Origin of the sequence: Pseudomonas sp. IPO3747, from assembly GCF_013385245.1 — a bacterium.
Lineage (GTDB): Bacteria > Pseudomonadota > Gammaproteobacteria > Pseudomonadales > Pseudomonadaceae > Aquipseudomonas > Aquipseudomonas edaphica.
In genome coordinates this window covers 1-12,518 of record NZ_JACAQL010000029.1, presented here as the reverse complement: position 1 = coordinate 12,518, position 12,518 = coordinate 1, and the positions used below count along the sequence as shown (strand labels likewise).

The 12,518-nt window shown below is 62.1% G+C and carries 7 protein-coding genes; 1 reads left to right on the top strand and 6 read right to left on the bottom strand.

The features are described 5' to 3' along the window. Positions 1–145: 145 nt before the first annotated feature. Positions 146–436 carry a DUF3077 domain-containing protein gene (locus tag HX790_RS27695; RefSeq protein WP_138449622.1) on the top strand — a complete coding sequence of 97 codons (291 nt, stop codon included), beginning with the start codon at positions 146–148 and terminating at the stop codon, positions 434–436. Between the two features lie 293 nt (positions 437–729). Here the strand turns inward: HX790_RS27695 and HX790_RS27690 are convergent, their stop codons facing one another. The 6 genes from HX790_RS27690 to recC form a co-directional block, all read right to left on the bottom strand. After that, positions 730–1,221 carry an OmpA family protein gene (locus tag HX790_RS27690; protein WP_017137978.1) on the bottom strand — a complete coding sequence of 164 codons (492 nt, stop codon included), beginning with the start codon at positions 1,219–1,221 and terminating at the stop codon, positions 730–732. A 4-nt stretch (positions 1,222–1,225) separates the two neighbouring features. After that, positions 1,226–2,488 (bottom strand): diguanylate cyclase domain-containing protein, encoded by a 1,263-nt coding sequence (locus HX790_RS27685; RefSeq protein WP_017137979.1) that lies wholly within the window; start codon positions 2,486–2,488, stop codon positions 1,226–1,228. Continuing rightward, positions 2,485–3,051: a YfiR family protein gene (locus HX790_RS27680; RefSeq protein WP_099549471.1), complete on the bottom strand. Its 567-nt coding sequence runs from the start codon at positions 3,049–3,051 to the stop codon at positions 2,485–2,487. The genes HX790_RS27685 and HX790_RS27680 overlap by 4 nt, the downstream gene beginning before the upstream one ends. A gap of 142 nt (positions 3,052–3,193) precedes the next feature. Then, on the bottom strand, positions 3,194–5,263 hold the full coding sequence (gene recD, locus HX790_RS27675) for an exodeoxyribonuclease V subunit alpha (RefSeq protein ID WP_099549472.1): 2,070 nt from the start codon (positions 5,261–5,263) through the stop codon (positions 3,194–3,196). Beyond that, on the bottom strand, positions 5,260–8,934 hold the full coding sequence (recB, locus tag HX790_RS27670) for an exodeoxyribonuclease V subunit beta (protein WP_176992532.1): 3,675 nt from the start codon (positions 8,932–8,934) through the stop codon (positions 5,260–5,262). Before recB ends, recD begins: the two co-directional genes overlap by 4 nt. Next, a complete protein-coding gene (gene recC, locus HX790_RS27665; protein ID WP_176992531.1) occupies positions 8,931–12,383 on the bottom strand; it encodes an exodeoxyribonuclease V subunit gamma in 3,453 nt (1,150 codons plus the stop codon). The genes recB and recC overlap by 4 nt, the downstream gene beginning before the upstream one ends. Positions 12,384–12,518 lie beyond the last annotated feature (135 nt).

The window sequence follows — 12,518 nt, the reverse complement described above, 5'->3', positions numbered from 1 at the left end:
TACCGTTTTATGGCGGCTGTACGCGGGAGACCTTCGGGTCTGCCGGGTTCCCAAATTTACCGGTTCGCTAACCCGTGTACAGCTGCCACCTCTTCATGTTTAGCGACATGCCGTGGTGACCCCTACTGCAAATTTGGGAAACATCATGTCAAAAATCGTCCCCGATCCACCGCTGTCCTCTATCACCACCCTCGGCGTTGTCACCTTCGGCGACTACGGCGAAAACCAAAAACCGCTGTTCCGCGTCAACTCCGGCATGCCCATCGAGCAAGCCCTGGAACATGCGTCCACCCTGCTGTTCTACTCCAAAAAACTCGCCATGGAAGCCGCCATGGATGTACGCGGCGAACAATACGCCTGGGCCGCACACTACCTGTGTGAGATGGGCAAAGCCGTGGTGGATGACCTGACGCAAGCGATGACGCCGAGCAGCTAAGCGAACACGCCAGCAAGCACACTGCAAAACAAAATGTGGGAGCGGGCTTGCTCGCGAAAGCGGAGGGTCAGTGAGTAAATCATTGTCTGAACCACCGCCATCGCGGGCAAGCCCGCTCCCACACTTGAACTACGGCGGGCACAGGATTCAGGTCTGGCACAAATAAGTGTGGGAGCTGGCTTGCCCGCGATGGCGGTGGGTCAGGCAGCTTATCTACTGCTGATATACCGCCATCGCAGGCAAGCCAGCTCCCACAGTTGACCGCATTGCCACGTTGGGATTGAGTGAGGTGCTTAGTCGGCAATCACGACGATCGACACGCGCCGGTTCTCGGTGCGGCCTGCCACGGTGGTGTTTGACGCCACCGGTTCGCTGCTGCCCAGGCCGCGCAGTTGGATGTTTTCTTCTTTCATGCCCACGCTGGTCAGCACCTTGCCCACGCTTTTGGCGCGGCGCAGGGATAACTGCTGGTTGTAGGTTTCTTTGCCCGAGGCGTCGGTGTGGCCGTCTACGCGCACGCGGTCGATACCGGCGCCCGTCAGGGCTTTGCCGATGCGTTCGACGATGTCGGTGCTGGCTTTGTTGAGGCTTTCGACGTCGCTGCCGAACAGCACTTTGCCGGATAACCCGAAGGCCCAGCCTTCGTCGGTGAGTTCAAAGCCTTGTTGTTTGAGGACCGCGACTTGCGCCGGGGTCAGGCCTTTGGGCGGCGGCGTCTGGCAGCCGCCGAGGGCCAGGAAGGCCACCAGTAAAGTGATAAACAGAACACGCGTTTTCGAGAACAAGGGATCAACTCCTGTGTTGAACGTTGGCAGCGGTAGGCTCCGCCTCCGCCGTTTGCTGGCCGCCTTGAGACAGCCGCTTGGCTTGGTACATGGCCGCGTCGGCGGCATTAAGCAGGGTGCCGGGAGTGGCGCCATGATCGGGGTAGATGGCGATGCCGATACTGAGGGAGGTCAGCACCTGGGTATTGCCGGGCAACGGGATTGGTTTGTCCATGCTGGCAATGATCTTGTCGGCAATGCGCTGGGCATCCTCGGCCTTGTGCAGCGGCGCCAGCAGGATCGCGAATTCATCACCGCCCAGGCGCGCCACCAGGTCATCCTCACGCAGCTGCGCACGCACGCGTTCGGCGACGGCGACCAGCACGGCATCGCCGGCGGCGTGGCCAAAGTTGTCGTTGATGTCTTTGAAGCGGTCGCTGTCGAGGAACAACACCGCCACTTTCTCATTGATCTTGGCGGCGCTGCGCAGTGCGCGAATCAGGCGGCCTTCGAAGAACGCGCGGTTGGGCAAGCCGGTGAGGCTGTCGTGGCTGGCTTGGTGCGCGAGGGTTTCATTTTCACTTTGCAGGTGGCTTTGCCAGGCTTCCATCTCACCGAGCAAGGCGTTGAAGTCGCTGCCGAGGCTATCGAGTTCGGCGATCTGCGCCGGTGGCACACGGCGGTCGAAATCGCGCTCGCTGCGGGCGGCGTGGGCCACGGCGGCAAGGCTTTGCAGCGGTTGGGTGATGCCTTGCAACAGACGCCGCGCCAGGTACAACGCAACCCAGGCGCTGAGCGCGGTACAAATCAGAATCCCGGCCAGGCCACTGAGCAAAAAGCGCAGCAGGCTGCCGCCATGGCCGACCAAGTGAATGCTGCCGACGGGCTGGCCCTGGTGCAGGACCGGCTGGCTGATAGGCTGTTCGAGCAGGGTGTGCGCCACCGCCAGCTCGACCTTGGAGAGCATGCCGGTTTCGGGCCGTACCCATTGCGCCAGCAGCTTGCCGTTGGCGTCGAAGACTTCGGCCTGGGCCACTTCTTCAGTCGATGCAATCAGGCTCAGCGCTTCGGTGGCGGCGGCACTGTCATCGAACACCACCGCAGCTTCCACGGTGTAGTTGATGGAGCGCGCGATCAGGTGCAGGTTGTGCTCGGCATACACCCGCAGCGCCAGCACGCCGAGCAGGGTCAGCGACACACTGGCCAGGGTCACGGCCACCAGTGCCAGGATCAAATGCCCACGGCCAATGACCGAACGCAAGGTCGGCCGCGCTTTAGCGGTTCTCATGGCGCTGGCGCTCGACGTCGGGACAGTTGCAACACACTGGGGTGGATGCGCACGCCGCTACGGGCGACGGAATCCAGGTTGACCTCGAACGACACTTGCTCATCGCCCACGCGCAGGCAGAACAGGCTGCCCACGGTGCATTGGTCGCCGCCTTCGCTGATGCTGAGCACCGGGTGGCCGATCAATGAGGTGAACAGGCGGCTGCGTTCATCGGCGGTGAGTTTGCCGATGTAAATGGCGTCGCAGGCACTGACGATATCGGGATTATCGGCCAGCAGGCGCTGCACCACCACCGGGCGGCCAGTGGCCTGGGTGGTGCCTTTGACAAGGTCGTCGGTGTATTGGGTGGGGCCGACGATGCACAAGCGCAGTTGTGCAGGCTCCACCGGCCAACGGGCATAACTGAGGATGCCGAGTACCACTTGGGTGACCGCCTGGGCGCGGTGATCCGCCAGGCTGGGCGTCTGCGCAAATACACGCGGGGCGAGCAGGCATAGCACCGCCACCAGTAACATGCGTCTCCAGCTCAAACTGCGCTCTGTGGGCGAGACAGCCACGTTCATGCAGCAATTCTCTCAAATATTTTACAGGGTGATGCCGCAACGATAGCACAGCGGCGGAAAACCCCACGAACTGGGGGTTTATCAAAGCCCGCTATATTTTCAGAAAAATCAGACAACTAAACCAGAAATATTTAATGACCAATCAGTCAGTTTTATCGAGGGCGGCATCCAACTCCAGCATCAACCCGCTCAGGCGTTTGACCTTGCGCCGCACCGCTTCTTCAAACACCCCGCCTCGCGGTTCGATCAAACTGAACCAGCGTTTGGCGCGGGTGATGCCGGTGTAGATCAGCTCTTTGGTCAGCACCGGGTTCAGCGCATCGGGCAGGATCAGCGCCGTGTGAGTGAATTCGGAGCCCTGGGATTTGTGCACGGTCATGGCGTACACGGTTTCCACATCATTCAGACGGCTGGGCAGTACAAAACGCACCCCACCCTGGCCATCGTTGCGTGGGAAAGCCACACGCAGCACCTGTGGGCCGCCGTCGCTTTCGGGCAGTTTGAGGGCGATGCCGATGTCGCCGTTCATCAAGCCCAGGCCGTAGTCGTTGCGCGTCATCAATACCGGGCGGCCTTCGTACCATTGGTCATCGCCTTCGATCAGCCGCACTTTGCGCAAGGCGGCGGTGATGCGCTGGTTTAAACCTTCCACGCCCCATGGGCCTTTGCGCACGGCGCAGAGTAGTTGGAAGGCGTCGAAGGCTTGCAATAGTTGTTGCGCCCAGTGGGTCCAGGCGGCGTCTTCGCGCGCTGTGTCGAGGGCCGGGCGCGCGCTGTGCAGCAGGTTGAGGTAATAGCGATAACCCTGGGCGTCGTCGCCCTGCCCGTCCAGCACCAGGCGCTCAAGCGCGTGATCGTGTTCGCCCTTGAGGCTGAGGCAGAACAGGTCGTTATGGCTGCGCGCGGCAAGCAGTCTGCGCGCCTCTTCGGCATTTTGCTGGTTAACCCAACGCGCCAGTTGGCCGATGCCACTGCCTTCGCCGAAGCGTCGCGAATAGCGCAGCATGACCACTTGCTGGGCGAGCGGATGACTGCCATCGAGATCTTCCTGCAGGCCGCTGGCGCTGAGGTCTTCGCCGCTGACGGCTTGCAGCCATTGGCGTGTGTCGGGGCTGTACCAGCCGGCTTCGGCATCACGGCACAAGTCGCCGAGCACCGCACCGGCTTCTACCGAAGCGAGTTGGTCTTTGTCCCCGAGCAATACCAGGCGTGCGTGGGGCGGCAACGCGTCCAGCAGGTTGGCCATCATTTCCAGGTCGATCATCGAGGCTTCGTCCACCACCAGCACATCCAATGGCAACGGGTTGCCGAGGTGATGCCGAAAATGTCGCGTGCCGGGGCGGCTGCCAAGCAGGCGGTGAACCGTGGTGACCTGGGTGGGGATTTTTTCCCGCACGCTGTCCGGCACATTCAGCGAGAGTACTTGCTGGCTGATGGATTCGGTGAGGCGTGCGGCGGCTTTGCCCGTGGGCGCGGCGAGGCGGATGCGCAATGGGCTGTTGGCCTCTACCGCCGGGGCCTGCAGCAGCGCGAGCAAGCGCACTACAGTGGTGGTTTTACCCGTGCCGGGGCCGCCGGTAACGATGCTGAAGGCACCGCGTGTGGCCAGGGCGCAGGCAAGTTTTTGCCAGTCGATCACGCCGTCCGGCGGCGCTTGATCGAACAAGGTGTTCAGGCGTTGCGGCAAATCAGTGGCGACGGTTTCCAGGGTGGCCAGGCGCAGGCGTAATGCCATGTCGATGCGCCGTTCGTAGGTCCAGTAGCGGCGCAAATACAGGCGTTTGCCGGACAGCACCAGCGGGCGGCTTTGGGCCGATTCAGTGCCATCAACAGCCAGCGCGACCAAGTGGCTGGCGGCCAGCGCCTGGCACCAGTGGGCGCCATCAAGGCCGTCGAGCAATTGCGAGGGCAGCAACATGGCGCCGGTTTGCAGGTCGCCTTCGGGGGGCAATGACAGGGCAAAGTCTGGCGCTTTAAGGGTTTCGAACAAGTCCAGGCAGACGTGGCCATGGCCCAATTGGTGGCTGGTCAATGCGGCGGCCAGCAATACCAGTGGGTCGGCCTGCGGGTCGAGTTCGTGGAGGAAACCGACGAAGGCTTTGTCCAATGCGCGCAGCCAGCCACGCTCAACCCAGCGTTCCAACAACTGCAACAGGTCGGCGGCGCGACTGAGTGGCATCAGGTCCTCAAGCGGTAAGGGCGACAGGCTCATAGCAGCACTCCTTGTTCCCAGGCGGGCTCAACCTTGGGCGGTATGGGTTTGCCCTGGAACAACAGGTCCAAGCCTTCGATCAGCTCCCGTGGCGGCCGGGTGAAATACGCGCCCTGGCTGGTGGCCTGGGTGCCCCGCAGGAACAGGTACAGCGCACCGCCAACATGGCGGTCGTAGTCGTAATCCGGCAGGCGCGCCTTCAGCTGGCGGTGCAGGGCCAGCAGGTAAAGTACGTATTGCAGGTCGTACCGATGCTCGAGGATCGACTGTTCCATGGCGTCCTGCGTGTAGGCCGAATTGTCAGGGCCGAGCCAGTTGGATTTGTAGTCGGCCACGTAATAACGGCCGTCGTGTTCGAACGTCAGGTCGATAAAACCCTTGAACATACCGTTGAGCAGCACCGGTTCGGCGGCCACTCGGGACACGCCGTTGTGGGTGTGCTGGCACACTAGCTTGTCGAGGGCCAGCACGTCGACTTTGTGGCTGGCGAACCAGAACTCCATTTCGATCTGGTAGTGCTGCAGGCTGCTGAGGGCGACTAGATCGTTATCTACCGGCAGCGGCGTTTGCAGCAAATGGCCGAGCCAGCCGCTGAGGGTGACGATCCAGCCTTCCCAGTTGCGCCGATTACAGCGGGCGCCCACGGCTTTTTCGATGGCCTCGGGCGTCACGTTGAAGCCTTCCTCGCCCGCCCATTCCAACAGACCATGGAGAAAGGTGCCGGGGTTAGGGCCACGTGGGAAACGGTGAATGTCGCCGCCAGACGCTGCCACTTCACGCGGTGCGTCGGGGTCGAGGCGTTCGTCGTCGAACAGCTTCTGGGCTTGTGGGCTTTCTGGTGCTTCTAGATTAGCGGCGCTCATGCTGTCGCCAATTCTTAGCGCACTGTAAGAAGCGATCCACCAGTTTTCAGCGGCTTTGCGCGCGGGCAGTAACGGTGCCAGCAAGGTAGCCTCGTTACGCGGCGGGTGGAACAGGCTGTATTGCGCGTCGGGCACGTGGGTGTAGTGGATGGCAGCGCAGCCCTCCTGCAAGTCCAGCAGCCAGCGCGCCAGACCAGCGGATTCGCCCAACGAGGCACCGCCACCGAGCAGATAACCCAGCGCGGACAGGTGCAAGACCGAGCTGCTGTTATTGCCACGTTTGAGGTCGGCAATGCCCAACCAGCACGCGTGTTTGGCACGCGTGAGGGCGACGTAGAACAACCGCAGGTCTTCGGCCAGGCGCTCGTCGTCGGCTTGGGTAATCAACTCGGCGGTCGGCCGCAGGCTGACTTGGGATTTGCCCTGTTCGTCGTGGTAATGCAGCGGCAAACGGCTGCCATCCACCGGCTTGACCGAGCAGATAAACGGCAGGAAGACCAGGTCGTATTCCAGGCCCTTGGATTTGTGGATGGTCACCACCTTGACCAGTTGTTCGTCGCTTTCCAGGCGCAGAATCTGTTCTTCACCGGCCTGGCCCGACAGTGCCAGGTGTTCGGCCAGGTGGCGAATCAATGCTTGCTCGCCATCCAGCTCTGACGCGGCCTGTTGCAGCAGTTCGCTCAGGTGCAACAGGTTGGTCAATACGCGTTCGCCGTCACTGCGGGCGATCAGGGTTTGCGGCAGTTTGAAATCATGCAGCAGGCGTCGCAGCATCGGCAGCACGCCTTGGGTACGCCAGATCGCGCGATAACCACGGAACTGCATCACGCGGGTTTCCCACGCCAGTTCGTCCTGGTTCAGACGCTCCAGTTCCGCCAGTGACAGGTTCAGGGTGACGCAGGCCAGGGCGGCGCGCAGTGGGCGCTCGACGTCCGGCTCGGCGCAGGCCTTGAGCCAGGCCAGCAGGTCGTGGGCTTCCTGGGCGGCGAACACCGAATCCTTGTCAGACAGATAAACGCTGCGTACACCACGGGCGGCCAGTTCGGCGCGCACGGCTTGGGCTTCCTTGCCGTCGCGCACCAGGATGGCGATGTCTGACGGGAGTACGCCTTTTAAGCTGCCATCCGGTTGTAGGAAACCCGCGCGGCCCTGCTGCCCGCCATTGAGCAACTCAACAATTTGCGTAGCACAGGCCGCCGCCAGTTGTTGGCGATAGACCGCGTTGGAAATCGGCTGATCGGTGGGCAGGTGCCAGAGGTTCATCGCCGGCAAGGTTTGGCCATCGACCTGCAACTGCTCTTTGCGGCCTTGGGACAACACCGAGTGGAACGGCACCGGGTTGTCGCCATTTCGCTCACGGAACAGGAACGCGCCACGGCCGGTCTCGGCACGCTGGAACACATGGTTGACCGCCTCGACCATCGCGTGGCTGGAACGGAAGTTGGTGCCCAGGGTGTGATGGCGGCCGGTGGTGGACTGGCGGGCGCGCAGGTAGGTGTAGATGTCGGCGCCACGGAAGGCGTAAATGGCCTGTTTGGGGTCGCCGATCAGGAACAGGCCACTGTCTAGGTGGTTTTCTTCGATGCGGTAGATGCTGTCGAAGATGCTGTATTGCACCGGGTCGGTGTCCTGGAATTCGTCGATCAGGGCGACCGGGAATTGCTCACGGATCACATTGGCCAGGCGCTCGCCGCCGTCGGCTTGCAGGGCGGCGTTGAGGCGGATGAGCATGTCGTCGAAGCCCATTTCGGCGCGGCGGCGTTTTTCTTCTTCGAAGCGTTTACCGACCCAACCGGCGGCGTGTTGCAACACGGCGGCATCGGGGGTTGGCAGCGCGTCGAGGCTGGCCTTGAGGCTGGTCATGGCGTCGATGCCAGGGTGACGCGGCGGCTCGCCCTTCCAGGCTTCGGCCATGCCATCGGGCGTGAGGCGGGTGAAGCCGGTGCCGATGTCGAGTTGTTCGAGGGTTTCGTCAGCGGCCCAGGCGCTGATCTTTTCGAACCAGGGTTCGAAGTAACGCGCCTGCATCTTGCGGCCGTCGACGGCTTTGGCGGCGACGGCTTGCAGGCAGATATCGCGCAGCTCGATGGCCCATTGTTGCCAGGGCGCCTTGAGCGCGACCAGCGCTTGGCGGCGTTCTTGCAAGCAAGCGTTGATCAATTCGGCCGGCTCACGGGTTTCATCGGTGGGCCGTTCGCTGCCGAACAGCGCGCGCACGCGTGGCATCAGCGCGGCGGGGCCGCTCCAGTTTTTGCGCACCCAGTTGAGCGCATCGTCGTGCATTGGGTAGCAGAACAGCCGCCAGTAATCGCGCAGCACTTCGCCGAGCAGGTCGCTGTGGTCGGTTTCCAGGGTTTGGGTGAACAGGCTGCCGCTGTCGAACGCGTGTTCGCGCAGCATGCGCTGGCACCAACTGTGGATGGTCGAGACGGCAGCTTCGTCCATCCATTGGGCGGCGATGTCCAGGCGGTTGGCACAGGCAGGCCATTGCTCGGGAAGGTATTGGTCACGCAGGTCGGCGATCAGGGCGTCCGGTTGCTCAATTTCGTCGCGGAAGAACCGCGCGGCTTCGGCGAGGCGGATGCGGATGCGTTCGCGCAGCTCTTTGGTGGCGGCGTCGGTGAAGGTCACCACCAGGATTTGCGGTGGCAGCAGTTCACGACCAAAGCCGGATTCTTCACCACCGTGGCCAAGCACCAGGCGCAGGTACAGGGCGGAAATGGTGAAGGTCTTGCCAGTGCCGGCGCTGGCTTCAATCAGCTGGCTGCCTTTGAGTGGGAAGGCCAGGGCCAAAGGTTTACTGATCATGCGCTGGCCTCCTCGCTGCTGAGTGACCGCCATGGGGCGTTGATCAAGGGCCGATACAGGGTCTCGGCCCAACCTTCGAATTCTTCGCTGGCGATGAGCGTGGTGTAATCCGGGAATTGGCGGGTGAGCGCCGGGGTTTCGCGGCGTTCGCCGTCGGTGGTCAGGCCGTCACCTTCGTAGGCTTTGCTGGCTGCCGCCTGGGCCTTGTCGGGGTCGGTTTGGCCGAGCCAGGCGAAGGCGGTTTTCACGGCGACGGGCAGTGGTTTGCGCATGCCGGTGTGCCAGGCCAGTAAAAGGTTGCCGAGTAGTTCCTGGGCGACGGTTTTTTCCAGCGGGGCCAGCAGCAGGGTGTCGTCACTGGCGACCAGCCCGGTACTGAGTGGCAAGCCGCAGGCGCAGGCCACCACATGATTGACCCACGGGCGGATCAGTCGATGCCACTTGCGGGTCTTGATCGAGCCAATGCTGTTGGGGATGGTGGTGACGCTTAACAATCCGCCATCACTGCGCCGATGCAGGCCACTGATCCAGCCTTCGAGTTCAATGCCTTGATGCTCAAAACTGATCGGTTCGGCAGCGGTTTGTGGCGTAGGCCAGAGCGCCAGTAAGTGTTGATAACGCTGCAGTAGATCGGGCAATGGCTCGACCAATTCATTACGCAGGCATTCGCCGAAACCGACCATGGGCAGCAGGCCACTGCCTTGCAGGCGCAGGGCTTGGGCATTCAGGGCCTGGTCTATGTGATCGGGCTGGGCCAAGGCTGCATTGAGCAGGCTGTCGCTGAGGCTGTAGCGTTGCAAGGCATCGAGAACGAAAGGTTCTTCATCGGCCAGCGGGACTTCAGCGGCTTCGAAGAACACTTTCAGACGCTGGCTGAAGAAGTGTTTGACGGGGTTGCGCACAAAGTCTTGCAACTGACCGAGGCTCAGAGGTTCTTCCTGGTGGTGCTCTGCCAAGTGTTCTTCTGTAGCCGTGGCCACGGGTGCTTGATGGAGCAATTGCCATTCGCGGGCGTAGCTGAACAGCGCATCACCTTCGTGGAAATAGCGGGCGCTGAAGGGTTGGAGTGGGTGCTCCTGGGTCATGGCTTCCAGCAACGGTTCTTGTGTGTCTGCGTTATGCCAGCCGCTGGCGAGGTGGTCACGCAATTGGCCGATCAATACCGAGGCAGGGCGGTCGCTGTTGTCGCGGATGCTGCGGCCTACCCAGCTGATATAGAGCTGATCGCGGGCGGACAGCAGCGCTTCGAGCAGCAGGTAACGATCGTCTTCGCGGCGTGAACGGTCGCCGGGGCGGTAGTCGCTGCCCATCAGGTCGAAGTCCAGCGGCGGTTGGGCTCGCGGGTAGTCGCCGTCGTTCATGCCGAGCAGGCAGACCAGCTTGAACGGGATGGCGCGCATGGGCATCAGGGTGCAGAAATTGACAGCCCCAGCAAGGAAGCGCTGGGACAGACGGCCTTGGTCCAGGCCGGCGAGCCAGGCTTCGCGGACGACGGTAAGGGGTAACTCGTCCTGCAGGCCGACGGACTCGCAGGTTTCCAGCCAGTCTTCTCGCAGCTGTTCGAGTTGGCCGAGTAGATAGTCGTCGTGCTCGCTGCTGGGCAGGAAGAACAGCTGCATCAGGCGTTGCAGGCGCTCGCCCCATTCTGGGGGGCTTGCCGGTTGTGACAAGGCTTGATGGGCGTGGTTTAGCGCATCGAGCAAGGCGACCAGTGGGCCGATCAACGCGGCGTCCAGCCCGCCGATTTCATCGTAGGGCTCAATACCGTCACAGGCGATTCCAGTGCCCACGGCATAACCCAGCAACATACGGCGCAGGCCGAATCGCCAGCTGTTTTGCTCAAGCTCCTGGGGGAGGCCGAGGCCGGCGCGCTGTTCGGCGTTGAGGCCCCAGCGAATGCCGGCGCCTTCGATCCAGCGGTGCAGCGTGGGCAGGTCGCGCTCCTTGATGGCAAAACGTTCGCGCAAGGCGGGGACGTCGAGCAGGTCGAGGATTTCGCTGACGGGGAAGCGGCTATCTGGAAGTTTTAGCAGGTGTTCGACGGCGATCAGCAGCGGATCGCGGCCGCGTTGGCCTTGGTCGGTGAGGGTGAACGGGATGAAGCGTGGGTCGTTTCGCTCAAGCTGGCCGAAGACGGCGCGGATGTGCGGCGCGTAGCTGTCGACGTCGGGGACCATGACGATGATGTCACGCGGGCGCAGTGTGGGGTAGGCGCTGAAGCGTTGGAGCAATTGGTCATGGAGGATTTCCACTTCGCGTTGGGCGCTGTGGGCGACGTGGAAGCGGATGGAGCTGTCGTGATTTAGATCGACACCCGGCCACAGTTCGCGGGTTTCATTGAGTGGGCGCAGTTCGAGGATGTCGTCCTGCAATTGGTTGAGCAACGTGGTGGGTTCGTTGTCGCTGAACAGGTCGATGCGGCCATCACGGAAGGCGGCGCGGTAGCTGTTGGGGTCGTCGTAGCTGTCCAGCAGGCTAATGTAGTCGCGGCCCTGTTTGCCCCAAGCGGCCAGCAACGGGTGCGCATGTTGGTGCAGGGTTTGCGGGTCGATGGTGACTGGCATGCCGGCTTTGCGCGCCTGGCGTTTGTACTCGTTACGCAGCAGGTCTTTGTCGGCGACGATGTCGGACCAGTGGTGGCGGCAAGGGTTGTGTACGCACAGCAGGACTTGGCTGAAGCGTGCCAGGCCGGCGAGTGCTTCCAGCGCTTGGGCGGGCAAGGATGAAATGCCGAAAACGATGACTCGGGACGGCAGCCCCTGAGGGGCTTTTTCGAGGGTGTTGATCCGCTCGATAAAACGCTGGTGAACACCGGCACGGCTTTCGGCCATGCCCTCTTCGCCAACGTCCAATAGCAGTGCACGCCATAGTTCGGCCTGCCAACAATTTGCCGGGTTCAGGGGCTTTGCTTCGCCTCGGCCATTGCGCAGTTGATGGCGACCGGCGGCCCAATCTTCCAGCCAGTCGGCGCGGTAGACCTGGTATTGGTCGAACAAGTCGGCCAGGCGTTCGGCCAGTTGATAGCGTTTGCGCAGGTCGGTGTCGTCGGTGAGAAAGCGCTGCAGGGGCTCGAAGTGCGGTTGGTCGATGAGCTCCGGGAGCAGGCGCATCAGGCGCCAGGTCAGCGGGGCCTTATCGAGCAGGGATTTGGGCGGGATTTCGTCTTTGCCCAAAACCATGCGATAGAGCTGCCACATGAAGCTACCGGGGAGTTGCACATCGATAGCCGCGGCGATGCCACAGCCGCCCATATCATCTTCTTCCGGATCTTCTGCCAAGGCCAACTTGAGCCATTGGGCAATGCCGTTGCTTTGGACCAGAGCAATTTCGTTTTCCAGAGGAGCCAGGGGATAACGGCGCATCCAGCTGACTACCAGACTGCGCAGTTCGTCCAGGCGGTTGCCGTGAACCACCATGAATCCAGCGCTGAGGGACGTCGCATCCGGCATAACGGCTTCCTTGGGAAAAGCAAAATCGAGGCATGGACTTTAGCATTGAAGGCGGTGGCAGGCTGCAACAGGGAAACGCTTGATACATTGCGTGCCCACGCTTTTCGACCGCCCAAAACAAAACCCCATCTGCTT